14 protein-coding genes, 1 tRNA gene and 1 CRISPR repeat array (1 of these 16 only partly in view) are annotated in these 18,227 nt (G+C 40.5%); of the genes, 10 read left to right on the top strand and 5 right to left on the bottom strand.

Annotated elements, in window-relative coordinates:
• Positions 1 to 92: 92 nt before the first annotated feature.
• From ACSSS3_RS03070 to ACSSS3_RS03080, 3 genes are all read right to left on the bottom strand, one after another.
• Positions 93 to 623 (bottom strand): hypothetical protein, encoded by a 531-nt coding sequence (locus ACSSS3_RS03070; protein WP_442846412.1) that lies wholly within the window; start codon positions 621 to 623, stop codon positions 93 to 95.
• Between the two features lie 104 nt (positions 624 to 727).
• On the bottom strand, positions 728 to 2,236 hold the full coding sequence (locus ACSSS3_RS03075; protein WP_442846413.1) for a curlin: 1,509 nt from the start codon (positions 2,234 to 2,236) through the stop codon (positions 728 to 730).
• Between the two features lie 407 nt (positions 2,237 to 2,643).
• Positions 2,644 to 4,827, bottom strand: coding sequence for a glutamine synthetase III family protein (locus tag ACSSS3_RS03080; protein ID WP_228229892.1), 2,184 nt, complete (start codon positions 4,825 to 4,827; stop codon positions 2,644 to 2,646).
• Between the two features lie 200 nt (positions 4,828 to 5,027).
• Here ACSSS3_RS03080 and ACSSS3_RS03085 point away from each other — a divergent pair, with 200 nt between their 5' ends.
• Complete coding sequence (locus tag ACSSS3_RS03085) at positions 5,028 to 6,044, top strand: glutamine synthetase beta-grasp domain-containing protein (protein ID WP_228229893.1); 1,017 nt, start codon at positions 5,028 to 5,030, stop codon at positions 6,042 to 6,044.
• 130 nt (positions 6,045 to 6,174) lie between these two features.
• Here ACSSS3_RS03085 and ACSSS3_RS03090 read toward each other — a convergent pair whose 3' ends face one another.
• Together ACSSS3_RS03090 and folP are read right to left on the bottom strand one after the other, a co-directional pair.
• Positions 6,175 to 7,128 (bottom strand): calcium/sodium antiporter, encoded by a 954-nt coding sequence (locus ACSSS3_RS03090; RefSeq protein ID WP_442846414.1) that lies wholly within the window; start codon positions 7,126 to 7,128, stop codon positions 6,175 to 6,177.
• A 69-nt stretch (positions 7,129 to 7,197) separates the two neighbouring features.
• Positions 7,198 to 8,049, bottom strand: a complete 852-nt coding sequence (gene folP / locus ACSSS3_RS03095; protein WP_442846415.1) for a dihydropteroate synthase — start codon at positions 8,047 to 8,049, stop codon at positions 7,198 to 7,200.
• A 115-nt stretch (positions 8,050 to 8,164) separates the two neighbouring features.
• Here folP and ACSSS3_RS03100 point away from each other — a divergent pair, with 115 nt between their 5' ends.
• From ACSSS3_RS03100 to ACSSS3_RS03140, 9 genes are all read left to right on the top strand, one after another.
• Positions 8,165 to 8,713, top strand: a complete 549-nt coding sequence (locus tag ACSSS3_RS03100) for a DUF1599 domain-containing protein (RefSeq protein ID WP_228229896.1) — start codon at positions 8,165 to 8,167, stop codon at positions 8,711 to 8,713.
• Positions 8,714 to 8,715: 2 nt separating this feature from the next.
• Positions 8,716 to 10,428, top strand: a complete 1,713-nt coding sequence (locus ACSSS3_RS03105) for a BT_3928 family protein (protein ID WP_442846416.1) — start codon at positions 8,716 to 8,718, stop codon at positions 10,426 to 10,428.
• Positions 10,425 to 11,501 (top strand): ABC transporter permease, encoded by a 1,077-nt coding sequence (locus ACSSS3_RS03110; RefSeq protein WP_442847389.1) that lies wholly within the window; start codon positions 10,425 to 10,427, stop codon positions 11,499 to 11,501. The genes ACSSS3_RS03105 and ACSSS3_RS03110 overlap by 4 nt, the downstream gene beginning before the upstream one ends.
• Before the next feature lie 283 nt (positions 11,502 to 11,784).
• A complete protein-coding gene (tpiA, locus tag ACSSS3_RS03115) occupies positions 11,785 to 12,534 on the top strand; it encodes a triose-phosphate isomerase (RefSeq protein WP_442846417.1) in 750 nt (249 codons plus the stop codon).
• Between the two features lie 3 nt (positions 12,535 to 12,537).
• The gene (gene prmA / locus ACSSS3_RS03120; protein ID WP_442846418.1) at positions 12,538 to 13,374 is read left to right on the top strand and encodes a 50S ribosomal protein L11 methyltransferase; all 837 of its coding nucleotides are present in this window, start codon (positions 12,538 to 12,540) and stop codon (positions 13,372 to 13,374) included.
• 26 nt (positions 13,375 to 13,400) lie between these two features.
• Entirely contained in the window at positions 13,401 to 13,676 is a 276-nt protein-coding gene (locus tag ACSSS3_RS03125; protein WP_228229916.1) for an ATP-dependent Clp protease adaptor ClpS, read from the top strand.
• 254 nt (positions 13,677 to 13,930) lie between these two features.
• Complete coding sequence (locus ACSSS3_RS03130) at positions 13,931 to 14,800, top strand: M57 family metalloprotease (RefSeq protein ID WP_442846419.1); 870 nt, start codon at positions 13,931 to 13,933, stop codon at positions 14,798 to 14,800.
• A gap of 139 nt (positions 14,801 to 14,939) precedes the next feature.
• Positions 14,940 to 15,013: transfer RNA gene (locus ACSSS3_RS03135), tRNA-Arg, on the top strand.
• 234 nt (positions 15,014 to 15,247) lie between these two features.
• The gene (locus ACSSS3_RS03140) at positions 15,248 to 16,516 is read left to right on the top strand and encodes a site-specific integrase (RefSeq protein WP_442846420.1); all 1,269 of its coding nucleotides are present in this window, start codon (positions 15,248 to 15,250) and stop codon (positions 16,514 to 16,516) included.
• A 1,195-nt stretch (positions 16,517 to 17,711) separates the two neighbouring features.
• Positions 17,712 to 18,227: a CRISPR direct-repeat array (repeat unit 46 nt; unit sequence GTTGTGAATTGCTTTCAGAATCCTATTTTAGAGGATGATTCACAGG) (it continues 2,110 nt past the right edge of the window).

An 18,227-nucleotide genomic window follows, 5' to 3' on the forward strand; every position in this document is an offset into this window, starting at 1 on the left:
ACTGTGCTAAGCATGAGTGTGCAATAAGAACTGCGAATAATAAAAATTTGTATTTGGGCTTTTTAAACAACATCGTTTGAGATGAACTGCACTTAATTGAAGCTTCTAATAATTAATGAGGGAGATGCGTTAGTCTGCGTGAACTTCATAGATTTTGTCAGCTGGTTAACATTTTCTCTTTTAAAATTTAAATAATCACCATTCTGTGTTAATTCTAAGGAAATAGTTTCGCCGGGTTTATACACACGATCTTCAATAGCATTATAATCGCCATTTTGCACCAGGTCTGCAAAAGCAGTTCTTGCTGTATAGTTGAGTAACGCTGAATTGAAGTTACCTTCCTGAGTCAAATTAATTTCACTATTCTCGGTACGAGTAGCAATCTGTACCTTGTTGTACTCCCCTATCTGAGTTAAAAAAACGCTATTACCCTTTATATTCTGAAAAGCAACATTTGGATTAAAATCAACTCCCAAAGCCATAAGTAAAGCGGGGTTAGATATTTCCTTATCCTGAACTTTTTTAGCATCAGTTCTTTCATCTTTATAAGTCTGAGCAAAACCTGTCTTGGAAATCAGAAGGCTAGATATGCACACTAATAGGATTGGTAAAGAATATTTCATAATATCGTCTGCCTTTTATAAGAATTGAAGAGGGGACTATTATACGTCCCCTCCTCAATTTTAATTAATTGAAGATGTAAATAACTCTTAAACCATTTTTAAGATTAATTGCAATCTTGGCAAATGTCTGGATTGGCAGGAGCATTTGGTGTAAGAGGCATTTTTGTCAACACATCATTAGTGAAATCACAGTTGAATGGGTTAGCAGGATCTGCAAATGAGTCTGTACCAGGACCTGTTTGCCATACATCGATTTGATTTCCTCCATTAGGCATTCCTACAGGCATACCGTTTGGAAGATTTTGAGTAGCCACATAGCTATTTCCATCAGACTGCTGGGTAATCAAAACAGCATTGTGCTGACCTCTTTGAGCGGTTTCAATATCATTAGCATCTCCTTGCTGATAGGTAGATAGTTTATTTGAATCTCCTCTCATTACAGAGCGAACAGTACTATTTGTACCATCTTGCCATTGAAAACCTTTATGATTGTTTCCATTCTGTGCTAAAAGAGCTAGATTATTAGAACTATTTTCTGTCTGAATTTGGAAAGCATAATTATCACCTCCTTGAAGATTTCCGGATAAATTCTGTATAATAGCAGCATCGTTATCGTCACCATCTTGAATCTGACCTGCAAGATTATTGCTATCTGACTCATCTGCTCTACCAAATTGGTAAATCTCTGCTTCATTACGCTCGCCGGTCTGTTCTTGATATGCAGTTGAACCGTATGTACCTGTATTGAAAGGCCCATCTCTGAACACATCCACTTCTGCTTCCCAAGCAAAAATATTACTAATCCCAACATTACCATCAAAACCATTATCACCTTGGTTTACTAAAGCTTTGTTTCCATCTCCAGCACCTCCTGAGTTAGATTGTACTTGATAAGACTTATTACGATCACCTTGCTGAGAAGATAGAGCAACATTATCTGAACTACCGCTTTGTTCAACTGTAGATTTATTTTCATCACCTTCCTGCTTATTATAGGCATAATGACCAGCACTGTCTTCAGGATTTGCAATTTGACGTACAGATGATTTGTTATCAGAACCATCCTGATCAATATGTGCTTCATTATTATCATAGGTTTGGAAGATATTGGCCTCATTACTCGTACCATCCTGTGCTATAGCAGCCTGGTTGTCCTCCGCATTGTTAGCATTACCCTGTTGAATAGATGCTTTGTTACCGGTACTTGAATCATCACTCAAGCCTTGATCTATAGCAGCCTTATTGCGATCCCCTTGTTGCCAGGTACTCGCTTCATTCGCTCCACCAACCTGAACAGTCGCAGCCATATTGCTTTCACCACTATTAAGATTGTTAGGTTGCTGTACCGCTCCGGTTTGAACTACATCAGCCTTATTACCCCCGGATGTTGACCCATCAGATTGGTTTGTATAAACTGAATTGTCTGAACCAGCCTGTCGCACACGAACTTTATGATCATTACCATTTTGAATGGATTCACCATAATTACCGGCTGGAGTAGCAGGTTGTCGATTGTCTGTCGCAGCTGTTGGTGAAACACCTGTTGGTGTTGTTTGCGCAAACGCTACTGCCCCAAACATGAGTGCAGCAGCACTTAGAATAACTTTTTTCATAATAGAAAAGTTTTAAATTAATAATATATAGAATGGTTAATAAATACATATCTCGTAATCCTACTAACAAACGTATAAAGCTTGTCAATAAAACCAATACAGTAAACTCTGGATCTAGGGTGAATTAGCGAAAGCTTAGTTAAGGGGAAGTATTTTTCTTTCGCACTGCTAATGTAAGAAAACAATCCAGCTCATAATGAGACTTTTAGACTTTTTCGATAAAAATCAGGCTTAACGAAATCGTTATAGCAAAAAAACACCCATTTTCATTGGGATAAGAACCAATAGGGGGAAAACACCCTTTTTAAGATCGACAGACTAATTGTAAGAATTAGACTACCCGCTTTGTAAGCATTGAAAACATCTCCATAATGTTTCAATAACCTAAAGTTAACTTACGGCTCTTTTTAATGGAGGTTTAAAAGCTCTCTGTTCTTGGTAAGCGGCCAGAGCTTATCTTCAACCAGTAATTCCAACTTATCAGAAGCGTAACGAATCTTATCAAAAAAGGGCAGCACGTTTTGGGTATAGGACACAGCGCGTTTGGCAACTTCTTCCTGATTGGCCACTTTACGAGCTTCTATCATTTCAAAAGTTAAGGTATTAATGGTTTTAATATATTCTGAGATTTTCTCAATAAGTACCAGCTGCTCCTGACCCAGCTTTTTGTGATCTGCTCCAAAAATCTCTTTGAGCCCTTTTACATTCTTAATGAGTAAATTTTGATAGCGGATGGCTGTTGGAATGATATGGTTTTGTGCAATATTGCCAAGCACTCTGCTCTCAATTTGAATGCGCTTTACATATTCTTCTAACTCAATTTCGTAGCGCGCTTTTAACTCGATCTCATTCATCACGCCGGTTTGTTCAAAAAGTTCAATAACCGGCCTGGTGATCTGTATATTTAATGCTTCAGGGGTGGTCTTGTTGTTGCTCAATTTTCGCTTTTTGGCTTCAGCTTCCCAACTCGCGCTGTAGCCATCTCCTTCAAAACGTATTTTTTTCGAAGCTTTTATGTATTCGCGTAACACATTGAAAATGGCATCATCCTTTTTCATGTTTTTGGAATCGATAAGCGCATCAACCTCATTTTTAAAATCAGAAAGTTGTCTTGCCACTATGGTGTTCAAAACGACCATAGGCCGCGAACAATTGGTCGTGGACCCCACCGCCCTAAACTCAAATTTATTTCCTGTAAACGCAAAAGGAGAGGTACGGTTGCGGTCTGTATTATCCAATAAAATTTCCGGGATTTTACCTACTACATTGAGTTTAAGATCGGTTTTTTCCTGAGGCGAAAGCTTACCGTCTGTCACCTTTTCCAGTTCGTCTAATACTTTGGTCAGTTGTTTTCCTATAAAAACCGACATAATTGCCGGCGGGGCTTCACTCGAACCTAAACGATGATCATTAGCCGCTGAAGCTACTGATGCTCTTAGTAATTCTTCGTTATCCTGAACCGCCTTTATGGTATTGACAAAAAAGGTTAGAAACTGAAGGTTTTTTGTTGGCGTGGTTCCGGGACTTAACAAATTGATCCCGTTATCGGTCATCAACGACCAGTTGTTATGCTTTCCACTTCCGTTTACTCCCGCAAATGGTTTCTCGTGAAAAAGTACTTTGAGATGATGCCGCTCTGCGATACGATCCATCAAATCCATGATTAGGGAATTGTGATCTACCGCGAGATTGGCTTCCTCAAAAACCGGAGCCAACTCAAACTGATTTGGTGCCACCTCATTATGCCGGGTCTTAACCGGAATACCGAGCAACATACATTGCTGCTCCAGATCTTTCATAAAATTAAGCGCACGAGTGGGGATCGAACCAAAATAGTGGTCATCTAACTGCTGGCCTTTTGCAGGAGCGTGACCCAGCATTGCGCGACCGGTTTGCATAATATCGGGTCTTGACGCCGCCAAAGCCGCATCAATCAAAAAATACTCCTGCTCCCAGCCCAAAGTGGCCGTTACTTTATTTACACTCTTATTGAAATATTGTGCAACAGCAGTAGCCGAACTGTCAATTGCACCCAATGCACGCAATAGCGGAGTTTTATTGTCAAGGGCCTCTCCCGTGTAGGAAACAAAAACGGTTGGAATACACAGTGTAGTGTCTAATATGAATGCCGGCGAGGAAGGATCCCAGGCCGTGTAACCCCGCGCCTCAAAGGTGTTTCGAATTCCCCCGTGTGGAAATGATGAAGCATCTGGTTCCTGCTGAACGAGTTGGGCACCATCAAATTTCTCCATGGCGTTACCGTCCATATCGGTTTCAAAAAAGGCATCGTGCTTTTCAGCAGTTGCGCCTGTAAGCGGCTGAAACCAGTGCGTATAATGGGTTGCTCCAAGCTCTAATGCCCACTGTTTCATACCTGCCGCAATGCTATCGGCCATAGCGCGCTCAATTTTTGAACCGGTGTTGATCGCATCTTCAACAGCTTTAAAAGCTTCGGCAGAAAGCACCTGTCGCATAGCCTTTTTGCCAAACACGTGATTCCCAAAAACAGCAGATCTACGCTGATTTTCAGTTATTTGCATGCTTTTACGATTGTAACTTTCCTTTAGAGCAAAAAAACGTAATGAGTTCATAACAGGCTTATTTTTATGAATTACTAAATTCAACCCTGCAAAAATATATGATTTCGCAATATACCCCCAAATTTAAGGGGGGTTATTAAATTTTTTCCGTTAATAAGACGACCCCACCCCCCTTTTGAAAAATACCAGGTATTAAAGAAATGTTATATTTGCATTCGTTTAATTCAAAAAATTTTAAAAACCAATTTATTATGGGCAAATCAAAATTAGAGTATATCTGGCTTGACGGCTATACGCCAACTGCCAACTTACGAAGTAAAACCAAGATGGAGGAAGACTTCAGCGGTAAGCTGGAAGACTGCTCTACCTGGTCTTTTGACGGTTCTTCTACCCAACAGGCTGAAGGTGGTTCTTCAGATTGCTTACTTAAGCCCGTTGCTATATATCCAGATCCTGCTCGTAGAGATGGGTATCTTGTAATGTGTGAAGTTCTTAATCCTGACGGAACTCCTCACCCGTCTAATGCTCGCGCACAGATTGATGATGAAGATGATGATTTCTGGTTCGGTTTTGAGCAGGAATATTTCATTATGGACAAAGCTACCCAATTGCCTCTTGGTTTCCCTGTAGGCGGATATCCTGGTCCTCAAGGTATGTACTACTGTTCTGTAGGTGGAAAAAACACCCACGGGAGACAATTTGTTGAAGAACACGCAGATCTTTGTATCGATGCAGGTCTTAACTTCGAAGGTATTAACCAGGAAGTTGCAAGCGGCCAGTGGGAATTCCAACTTTTTGCGAAAGGAGCTAAAAAAGCAGGTGATGAAATCTGGATAGCTCGTTATCTGTTACAACGTCTTACTGAAGATTATGGATGGTATATTGAGTATCACCCTAAACCAATCAAAGGAGACTGGAACGGTTCTGGTATGCACGCAAACTTCTCAAACACCACATTGAGAACTGCCGGTTCTAAAGATGTATACGACACGATTTGTGAGGCTTTCCGTCCTGTAACTGCAGAGCATATCGCAGTTTACGGTGAGTTTAACGATCAGCGTCTAACCGGTAAGCACGAGACAGCATCTATTCACGATTTCTCTTACGGAATTTCTGACCGTGGTGCTTCTATACGTATCCCAATTATTACCGTAGAGCGCGGATGGAAAGGATGGTTAGAAGATCGTCGTCCTGCTTCAAACGCTGACCCATACAAAGTTGCAGGTCGTATCGTTAAGACCGTTAAAAATGCAGAGAAAAAAATCTAAGGATTTTTAAGACTGATAAAATTAAAGCCCGCAACTTGCGGGCTTTTTTATTTTTGAGCTTTATCACTGTAGAAAATTAAAATAAGAGCCAAAGCTTCAAGCCATCTCTTTCTATGCAAATGTGTTGATGTTAGCTGAACGCCAAACCTATAAAAACACAATATGCGGCAAAAAGAATGAGCCCCTTCCAACGGTTGAGTTCCATTCTAAGCGGTAAAAAGCCTAATGGAAGCAATACAATAGCAAATCCTAAGAGCCAAAACATATTGGTATCCAGAATACGATCATCTACGACCTGAATAGGGGTAATAAGCGCTGTAAGTCCCAAAACTGAAGCAATATTAAAAATATTTGAACCTATAAGATTACCCAAGGATATAGCTTTTTCCTTCTTAAGCGCAGCTATCAAGGAAGCTGCTAGTTCAGGAACACTGGTTCCTATAGCAATTACGGTCACCGAAATCGCATAATCACTTACCCCAAGAGAAGTGGCCAGATCAGTTGCTCCCAGAACCAGCCATTCAGAACCAAAATAAAGAGCAGTCGCCCCTATTAGTAACCAAACAACGATTTTAAAATAGGAGGTTTTAGACAAGCCCGCATCAATCTCATCATTCTGCCCTTCTTCGGTAGGACGGGATTTCCTGGCGCGGCGAATTAATAGAATAAGATAAACTACCAGCGAAAACAGCATTATAAAACCTTCGAGCTTTGATAGCACTCCGTCGTTGACCAAAGCTAAATACAATCCCAGCGAAAACAGCACCATCACCGGCCAGTTAAACCGGAAAAAGTCAGAATCGATACCCAGAGTTGAAATGATGGCTGTTAACCCGAGGACTAAAGCAATATTAGCAATATTGCTGCCTATTACATTCCCCAGGGCAATGTCTGAAAAGCCATTAAGCGCAGCCTGCAAACTCACCAAAAGTTCAGGCACCGAAGTCGCAAAAGACACCACGGTAAGACCTATTACCATTTTGGAAAGATTCAGCTTAAACGATAATCCTACAGAAGATCGTACTAAAAACTCCCCTCCCACAACCAGCAAGGTCAAACCAATTAATATGTAAAAAACACTCATTAGAAAGTTAATTAGGATGATTCGCCAAAACCTTTAATAATTTAGCGTTCGCGAAGATACTAACTGCGCTTAGATTGCAGCCGTTCCTTTTTCGCTTTGCGAAAGCGCCTGCAGTAATCTTACCGCTTCAAAAGCAGGCTTTACATCGTGCACCCGAAGAATAGAAGCGCCTTTTTGTAAAGCCACGACATTCAAAACCGTAGTCCCATTTAAAGCTTCGGCAGCCGAAACATCGAGCGTTTTGTAAATCATGGATTTACGGGAAACTCCTATTAAAACCGGCACATCGAGCATCTGCAACTGTTCAGACTTATTTAAAAGTTCAAAATTATGAGCTATAGTTTTCGCGAAGCCAAAACCGGGATCAACAATAACGTCATTTATCCCCAGAGCACGGGCAGCAGCAATGCGTTCACTCAAATAATAAATCACTTCTTTAACAAGGTCATCATACTGCGCCAGATTTTTCATCGTCTGCGGGTTGCCTTTCATATGCATCATTATGTAAGGAACCTGAAGTGCCGCAATGGTGGTAAGCATATTTTCGTCAAGATGTCCTGCTGAAATATCGTTGATCAGTGCCGCCCCTGCCTGCACGGCCTGTTTTGCCACTTCACTGCGAAAGGTATCTACAGAAATCAAAAGATTGGGGAAATTCTTTATTAAAACCTCAACCACCGGAAGCAACCGTAATAGCTCTTCATCTACCGAAATATCAGCTGCTCCGGGCCGCGAACTGTAGGCTCCCACATCAATAAAATCGGCACCTTCAGCCAGCATTTTTTCCGTCTGAGCTAAAACCGCATCCGCATGTGTAAACCGACTGCCTTCATAAAAAGAGTCGGGCGTCAGGTTAAGAATTCCCATAACCCGGGGCGTAGATAAATCAATTAAATTTCCTTTGCAGTTAATGCTTGCCATATAATGCCTTTCGGTTTTTACAGATTGCGTATTTTTAGGCGAAATTTACAGAAATTCGCCCAGCCTGACTGTAAAATCAGTCTTTAAGAGCGAAAAGAGCAGCAACAACCCATTCATGAAGCAGACTTCAGCACAATATGACGCAGTGATTACCACCTGCCGCGATTTGTTTTCCAAAAAAATGAGCGACTACGGCAGTGCCTGGCGTATATTGAGATTACCCTCATTAACCGATCAGATTTTTATTAAAGCACAGCGCATACGCGGGCTGCAGGAAAATGCGGTTCACAAGATTGATGAGGACGAAAGCTCAGAGTTTATAGGTATTATTAATTATTCGGTAATGGCGCTTATTCAACTGGAAAAAGGCGTGGCAGAACAACCCGACCTCAATCTTGACGAAGCCCTTGAAGCCTATGACAGGCACGTAAAGATCACCAAAGAACTGATGCTAAATAAAAATCACGACTACGGCGAGGCCTGGCGTGATATGCGCATCAGCTCCCTAACCGACTTAATTCTGCAAAAACTGCTGCGCGTAAAACAGATTGAAAACAACAAAGGCAAAACGCTGGTTTCTGAAGGTATCGACGCCAATTATCAGGATATGATTAATTATGCGGTGTTTGCCTTAATTCATATTGAAGAATCTAAAACGGAATAAATTTGAAAGCATTAATAGGTTTTATTCGTGTATTTGTAGGTATCCTGTTTATCATTTCGGGTTTTATAAAGCTCAACGATCCCGTTGGTTTTTCATTTAAACTGCAGGAATATTTTGGGCCCGATGTACTCAATCTTGAATTTTTGAGTCCGTTTGCCCTGGGTCTCGCGATCATTCTGGTGATTGTAGAACTGGTGCTTGGGGTTGCACTCATCATTGGGTATTACAAAAGACTCACCTTATGGCTACTGTTGCTGATGATTCTCTTTTTCACCTTCCTTACCTTCTATTCGGCCTATTTCAATAAAGTGACCGATTGTGGTTGCTTTGGAGATGCGCTGCCACTTACGCCCTGGCAATCCTTTACCAAAGATGTGATCCTGCTTATTTTGATTGTCTTTCTATTCATTAATATTAAATACATTCAGCCGTTTTTCACCAATTTTGGCCGGTCTATCATCATCTTCGCGACCTTTATTGCGTGCCTGAGCTTTGGATATTACGTCTTAATGCACCTTCCGCTTATTGATTTCAGAGCTTATAAAGTGGGCTCCAACATCGCCGAGGGAATGGAAATCCCGGAAGGCGCTCCCGTTGATATTTTTGACTACAACTGGAAGTTTAAGGTAAATGGTGAAGAAAAAGTGTTCACCACTCAGGGTGAATATCCCACTGTTGAAGGTGAATTCATCGGCGTTGATACCGAACTGGTAACCAAAGGCTACGTTCCGCCTGTACACGATTTTACCATTGAAAAAGACGGGGAGGATTATGCGGAAGAGTTTTTAAATACACCCAATCTCATCGTCATCGTTGCTTATGACCTGAGCAAAACCGAATGGAACGGCTGGCCGGCCATTAAATCCCTTACCAATGATGCGATACGAAGAGGTTATCAGGTAATAGGTCTTACCGCTTCGGGCGTTGATGAAGTCAATTCGTTAAAGCTAAAACAGGAAATCAATTTTGACTTCTATTTTACCGATGCCACAACCTTAAAAACCATTGTACGCAGCAATCCGGGGATTTTGAAGCTGAATAATGGAACCATCATTCAGAAAAAACACTGGAATGATGCAGAAGAAATCGAACTCGAAAAATTGCCTACTGCAAATCTCGACCTGGATTTCAACCTTAAATTTCAGCTGGATAGTATCACCAGGCTCGATAAGCTCTACAGACCCCTTATTCAGGAAAGTGATCCCGCAAAGCGGAAAGCCCTCGCTGAAGAATTAGGCATCCCTGAAGAAGACTATACCGGTGACCTGTGGAAAAAGCAGCGCATGATAGACACGACAAATCTTAAACGTATAAAGAGACTCATAGAGCGCTATGGTTACCCCGGCAAATCACTGGTGGGAGAACCCACCAATCTGGTAGCTCTTGAAGTTATTGCCCATAATCCCGGTGAGATTGAAGCTTATCTGGATATGCTCAAAAAAGCTGCTGAAAAGGGTGAAATCCCAATGACTCAGGTAGCCACTCTTGAAGATAAGCATCTGATGATGCAGGATAAGGAACAGATTTACGGCACCCAGGCTCAGATTACTGCCGAAAATGGCTTTTTTATATGGCCGGTTACAGAACCTGAAACGCTAAACGAGCGCCGTAAAGCCGCAGGTTTTAAACGCACCATCGAAGAATATGTAGCCGATTTAATGGGTAAAGATGTGCAATTTAAAGCCCTTAAACTTTCTGAAATCAAACGACTCTGATCTCTTACATCTTAAATAAACTTTTTTATGCCCTGCTCACCCTTTTTGGGGTCGTGACAGTGGTATTCCTGCTATTTACTGTTTTACCGGGAGATCCGGCTCGCATGATGCTTGATCAAAATGAAGATCCCGAGCAGTTGGCGATAATCAAACACAAATACGGATTTGACAAGCCTGTTTTCACACAATACGCCTATTACCTGAATGACCTTTCGCCCTTATCCCTTCACAAAAGCGAAGGTGAAAATTATACCAGTTTATCATCAGAAAAATACCGGTATGCGCGACTTTTTGATATGGGTAGCTATAGCCTGGTTCTGAAAAAACCCTATCTCCGGGAATCTTTTCAAAAAACAGGAAAAACCGTTTCTGAAGTCATTGGTGAAACGCTTCCCAACACTATTGTGCTCGCAGTAAGCGCCATTAGCCTGGCGATGCTTTTAGGAATTTTTCTCGGGGTCGTTTCTGCAAATGCCCGGGATACCTGGGTTGATAAAGCAATACAGGTCGTGAGTACTCTGGGTATGAGTGTGCCCAGCTTTTTTAGCGCCATTCTGTTTGCCTGGTTTTTTGGGTATGTATTGCATAATTACACACAGCTTAACATGACCGGCAGCCTGTATGCGATGGATGATTTTGGCGAAGCCATCACCATTCAATGGAAAAACATCATTTTGCCTGCAATTGTGCTCGGAATACGGCCACTGGCTGTGGTGATTCAGCTGATGCGCAATTCCATTCTCGAAGTGTATAATCAGGAATACATTCGTACCGCTCAGGCAAAAGGCCTCAACAAAGCGCAAATAGTCTGGAGACACGCGCTTAAAAACGCGCTCAATCCGGTTATTACCGCAGTTTCAGGCTGGTTTGCCTCTATGCTTGCAGGAGCTGTTTTCGTAGAATATATATTTGGGTGGAATGGCCTTGGAAAAGAAATCGTAGACGCCCTGAATACCCTCGATTTACCCATCATAATGGGTTCGGTTTTAATCATAGCCACGATGTTTATTTTGATCAATATACTGGTGGACATTATTTATGGCTTTTTAGACCCCAAAGTGCGTATTAGGTAAGCATATTGTTGTGTAATCAGTTTGATGTCGCTATTTTTAGAAATTATCATTTTTATGCAGAAAATATTCCTCCCATTTTGCTTAATTAGCAGTCCTGTACTTTTTTCGCCAGAGATAAATTTTACAGCGGAAGCTCTTCAGAATAAATTTATAAGGAGATAAAAACTTAAATCAGTTTTACACAAGCTCTTAAAATCACTGATTTTCGAGAGCTAAAATGAAAGCTCAGCATTCAAAAAAAAATCAACAACCACTACAGATAATCAACTAAAAAACAATAACAATGAGAAAACATATTGTAGCCGGAAACTGGAAAATGAATACCGATCTTGCCGAAACGCAGGAATTGATTGACGGCTTAAAAAACATAAACAAGACATCTGACGCAGAGGTGATTATCGCACCTCCTTTTACCAACCTATATACTGCCTTTGAAAGTTTAAAAGGTTCTGATATTGAGGTTGCTGCTCAAAACATGCATCAATCAAGCTCAGGAGCATTTACCGGTGAGATCAGTGCAGCTATGCTTAAAGGAGTAGGTATTAAAACCGTGATTCTGGGACATAGTGAGCGTCGTGCTTATTTTGGCGAAAAGGAAGATCTTTTAGCTGAAAAAGTAAATACGGCACTTGAAAATTCAATGAAAGTAATTTATTGCTTTGGTGAAGAGTTAAAAGACCGAAACTTTGGTGAGCATTTTGAAGTCGTAAACAAGCAAATCAGTCAGGCTTTATTCCATCTGGATGCAGATGCCTGGAAACATATTGTACTGGCATACGAACCGGTTTGGGCCATTGGTACGGGCGAAACGGCAAGCCCCGATCAGGCTCAGGAAATGCATGCATTTATACGTAAGACCATCGCCGAAGAATATTCTAAAGAACTTGCAGACAGCATTACAATTCTTTACGGAGGAAGTGTAAAACCCAATAACGCCGAAGAAATATTTTCAAAACCTGATGTTGACGGTGGTCTTATTGGTGGCGCTTCACTTAAAGCCGAAGACTTTATGGCTATCGTAAACGCCTTTTAAAGAATGGCTGAAGCATATACCGAATACCATTTTAAAATCGCGCCGGTAAACCCCGGCGCAGAAATTTTAATCGCGCAACTGGCGGAACTCGATTTTGAAAGTTTTGACGAGACTGAAGATGGCGTAAAAGCCTACATTCAGTCTGCATTAAATCACGATGAGATTCTTGAATCGGTTTCCATTCTCAACAATCCCGATTTTGAGACTTCCTATACGATTAGTCTCATAGAACCGGTAAACTGGAACGAAGAATGGGAAAAAAACTTTGAACCTATAGAGGTTGATGGTTTGTGTACGGTACGCGCGCCCTTTCACCCAAAACCGGATACTGCGTTTGATATTGTGATTGAACCCAAAATGTCATTTGGCACCGGGCATCACGAGACCACGCATTTAATGATCAAGCATTTGCTAAAGCTGGATGTAAAGGGTCTAAAAACCCTTGATATGGGTTGCGGTACGGGAATACTGGCAATTCTTGCTGCCATGAAAGGTGCTGTTCCGGTTGATGCGATAGATATTGATCCCTGGTGTTATGAAAACACCGTAGAAAACGCAGAACGCAACGAGGTAAGCCACATAAAGACTTATGAGGGCGATGTGGCGCTTTTAGAAGAAAAGCACTACGAACTCATCATCGCAAATATCAACAGAAACATCCTGATGGCAGATATACCGGCCTACGCCAAATGTTTGAATCACGAGGGTATTTTACTGTTGAGCGGGTTTTACACACAGGATATTCCGGCAATTACAGAGGTTTGTAATCAACACGGACTAAATTTTATCATGAATTTTGAAAAAAATAATTGGGTAGCTTGTAAATTTGTAAAAAACTGATACTGATGCATCCACGATTTTTCAATATGAGCACCAAGGAGAAAATTCAGGAAGAATTAGATGTCCTGGTTGCAGAAGACCGCAACAATGAAATTGTAGTTTACAATGACGATGTAAACACTTTTGATCACGTTATCGAAACCCTGATTCAGGTTTGCGATCATACCCCCATTCAGGCAGAGCAATGTTCCTTGATTGTTCACTACAAAGGAAAGTGCACTGTTAAAACGGGAAGCTACGAAGATTTACTGCCGCGTTGTTCAGCCCTGTTAGATGCAGGTTTAAGTGCTGAAATCATTTAAATAATACTTTTCGACATACCATAAACTAAGAGCCCTTGTTATAAGGGCTTTTTTTATGTCTCAACTTTTAAAGTGTACTCATCCTCTGAAATCGATATGAAAACACACTATAATTTTCTGAAATCTCATTTTGTAAGTAAAATCCTTTATTAGCTATAAATATTAGATTAAATGCAAACATTTAACGTTTAAACTATTTGGTAATTAAAATATTTCAATAAATTGCTTTATCACTAATCATTAATTATTATTTTATGTTATCAAATTCAGTTAAACGATTTTCGTTTTTAGCTCTTACCTGTTCATTAGTACTGGCGTCCTGTTCTAATGACGAAGAAGAAGTAATGAGTTCAGAAACTTTAGAAGAGACCGCTAATCTCGAAGTTTCACAAGAAATCTTAGATCAGGTAGAAGCCCTGGGCATGAATACCGGCTATGTAAAATGGGATACCTTCCATTTTCCTGACGGAACTTCAGAACCCCGACTCTATTTAGAAGAAGATGTTGTGATAACACCAGATCAGTTAAATGCGCTTACTGCTTTAAATGCTCAGGAAAAAGGAGACAAAACCAGTAAGCAGTATCGCACTTCTGCTTTGGTAAGTCAGGGTCGCGTTATTTCTATTATAGGATTTACCGGAGGCAATCAGGCGCTTACTTCAAAGGAACGAACTGCATTACAGTGGGCAGTTGATAATTACAACCGTCTAAGCGGGGTTTCCATAAGCTTTAACCTCACTTTTGGTACCGATTATCAAAACAAGGATATGGTTGTTTACAACAACACCGTAAACAATCCTTCAGGTGCAGGTGGTAGTGCAGGTTTCCCCAGTAATGGATTTCCCTTCAAATTTGTTCAGATTTATGGCTTATCAAATTATGACACCAATGTTATTGAACACGTAATTACCCACGAGATTGGGCACTCGGTTGGTTTTAGACATACAGACTGGTTCAGCAGACAGAGCTGTGGTCAAAACGTAAATGAAGGTGGTGATGTAAACTACATCCCGGGTACACCAAGTGGTTTTGATCCTACTTCGGTTATGCTTGCCTGCTTCAGCTCAAGTGAAGACGGAGAGTTTAACACAAATGATATCACAGCATTACGCAATATGTACTAAACGATTAACCTATTCAGGAAAAAGGTCATTTAACACTAAATGACCTTTTTTTATTTTAAAGCTTGTACTTTTTAAAAAAAGACCTATATTTGCACCCGCAAAAACAGATAAGTTCTAGTTCTGTTCAAGCAAGTACAAAGGCCTCGTGGCGCAACTGAATAGCGCATCTGATTACGGCTCAGAAGGTTCCAGGTTTGAATCCTGGCGAGGTCACAGCTAGTCTTAATAAAGACACCAAAAAACCACGTATTTTTATTAAATACGTGGTTTTCAAGTTTTTAGGGCATCATTAAATTTGAAGTGATTTCAGCTTAAATGGTAGCTATTTGGTAGCTCAAAACGAAAATGGTAGCGATTGCTACCACGCATAGAATCGGTACTCTACCCTGTTTTGATAAAATTGGATTTGACTTTCGTAACAATCAAGTTTAATTTAAATCAAATGTTATGCGAACCACAAAAACATTCTCTATTCAGTTTTGGGCTGATACCCGAAAGGCTTCACAAGGCGAGGCACTCGTGTATGCCCGAATCACCATGGATCAAAAGCGACTTAGTGTTAGTCTGAAACGAAAAGTGCCCATTGAACTCTGGGATAGCCAAAATAAACGGGTTTTGGGGAACTCACTTATGGCCAAACAACTGAATCAATACCTCGATCTGGCCAAATCTCAATTGTACCAAAGTTATCTGGAGTTGAAAGCAGCAGATAAGATGCTAACGACTCAGATGATCAAGGATTATTTTATGGGGGAAGATACCAGCAGTAAAACACTTATTTACCTGCTGGATTATCACAACCAAAAAATCAACGGTACACTTGCCCGGGGAACGATCAAAAATTTCAAAATCACAGAGGGCTATGTTCGAAAATTCTTAAAAGCGAACAAGCATAAGGATATTTACCTTTCCCGATTGAATTACAAATTTATTTGTGATTTTGAGAGCTATTTATTTCAGTATTATCCAGAAGGTCACCCCAGAGCGATGAGCCATAATACGGTGATGAAACACATTCAACGTCTGCGAAAAATAATACGCCTGGCGTATCAGTTAGAGTGGCTTGATAAAGATCCCTTTAGACGCTGGAAGACTACTTTTGAAAAAACCGAACGCGAATTTCTTTCTGAAAATGAATTAGCCAATGTAGCCAGTTATGAGTTTGTCAATGAGCGCCTGGAACGTGTGCGCGATCTATTCCTGTTTAGTTGCTATACGGGAATCAGTTATGCTGATCTGGTCAATTTAACGCCCAAAAATATTTGGCTGGGTGACGACTCTAAAAAGTGGATTGTAACCAACAGGCAAAAAACGAACACCCGCGTAAAGGTACCCTTAATGCCTGCTGCATCAGATCTTCTGGAGAAGTATGAAGATCATCCCATGTCTCAGGTTTCAGGAACCTTGTTTCCTCCTATTACCAATGAGCGCGCTAACTTATATTTAAAGGATATTGCAGAGGCCTGTGGGCTTACCAAAAACCTAACCTTTCATATGGCCCGGCATACTTTTGCCACTACAGTGACACTAAGCAATGGGATGCCTATTGAAACGGTATCTAAACTTCTGGGGCATACCAAAATTGCAACCACGCAAATTTACGCACGGATTTTAGACAAAAAAGTAGAAGAAGATATGTATAAACTTCAGGAAGTTTTGCAAACTAAAAATACAGTACCGAAACGACCGAGCCCTAATTTGAAAATCATTAGATAATTAGCGGTTAATTCTTAGAACCCCTATTTACAAACAATTAGCGGTACAATCGTACTCACTCAAAAAGAAGACAAATTCTTTTTTAGATATTTATCCTAGATATGAATTGTAAAACTTAAAAGAGGCTGCCTGATTACTCAGGACAGCCTCTTTATTTTTCAGGATACTTATGCAGGCGCTGTCCGAGGCAGCCGTTACAGCCATTTCCTGACGAATGGCCCTTCCTTACCGTCTGGAGAAGCAATTAACGCAAACTGCTATCAGATAGCGCTGTCCTTACCAGCCGAAAGCCAACCCCATCACCTGCCAGGATTAGTTGCTCCTTAACCGCTATCTTCAACTTATTGTAAATTTAAATGAAGGTTGACTATCTAAACTTGGTTTATTATACCATTATAATGCTGTTTAGAGGATGATTGACTGGCTTACAGTTATTAATTACACGACCTCTACTTTTGAGAATTGCTTTCAGAATCCTAATTTTAGGGATGATTCACAGGATTCAAATACAACGAGCTCCACATTCTGAGTTGTGAATTGCTTTAGCTACGCTGAACCTTGGAGTTTGACTGCGGTAAATTTTTTGGTGGATTTAGCAAGCAATGTGCTTTTTAAATCTGAAGGCTGTTATTTGAGGTTTTAGAATCCTAATTTTATGGATGATTCACAGGACTATCTGTTGTTCTTGTCGTTATACTCGTGTTGTGAATTGCTTTAGCTGCGCTGAACCTTGGAGTTTGGCTGCGATAATTTTTTTGGTTGGATTTAGCGAGCAATTTGTTTTTTAAAACTGAAGGCTGTTATTTAAGGTTGCAGAATCCTATTTTAGAAGATGATTCACGGGAACGAATTTTAAAAACCCGGTACGCATTCGTTGTGAATTGCTTTCAGAATCCTATTTTAGAGGATGATTCACAGGACTATCTGTTGAAATTATTGTGTCCAGCAAGTTGTGAATTGCTTTCAGAATCCTAATTTTAAGGATGATTCACAGGTTAATAATAAAGTAATGACAATTCAAGAGTGTTGTGAATTGCTTTAGCTGCGCTGAACCTCAGAGTTTGGCCGTAGTATATTTTTGCGGTAGATTGCGAGCAATGTGTTTTTTAAAACTGAAGGCTGTTATTTAAGGTTGCAGAATCCTATGTTAGAAGATGATTCATAGGAACGAATTTTAAAAACCCGGTACGCATTCGTTGTGAATTACTTTCAGAATCCTATTTTAGAGGATGATTCACAGGATAAGAAGTTTAAAAAATCTGGTTTAACTCGTTGTGAATTGCTTTCAGAATCCTGTTTTAGAGGATGATTCACAGGGCCGCATTCTGGGCACGTGCAGATAAAGACGTTGTGAATTGCTTTCAGAATCCTATTTTAGAGGATGATTCACAGGGGCAACTAATGTCATACATCACTCCACTTAGTTGTGAATTGCTTTCAGAATCCTATTTTAGAGGATGATTCACAGGTTTTAAGCGCTGTTTAGCGGTTTCATTATCGTTGTGAATTGCTTTCAGAATCCTATTTTAGAGGATGATTCACAGGATCAACCTCTGGCCTACATTGACTTATTATGTTGTGAATTGCTTTCAGAATCCTATTTTAGAGGATGATTCACAGGGGTTTACACCGGTGCGCTCTGGATGCTTCGGTTGTGAATTGCTTTCAGAATCCTATTTTAGAGGATGATTCACAGGAATAATGAAGAAAT

It is taken from the genome of Leeuwenhoekiella sp. H156 (genome assembly GCF_052218455.1).
GTDB lineage: Bacteria > Bacteroidota > Bacteroidia > Flavobacteriales > Flavobacteriaceae > Leeuwenhoekiella > Leeuwenhoekiella parthenopeia.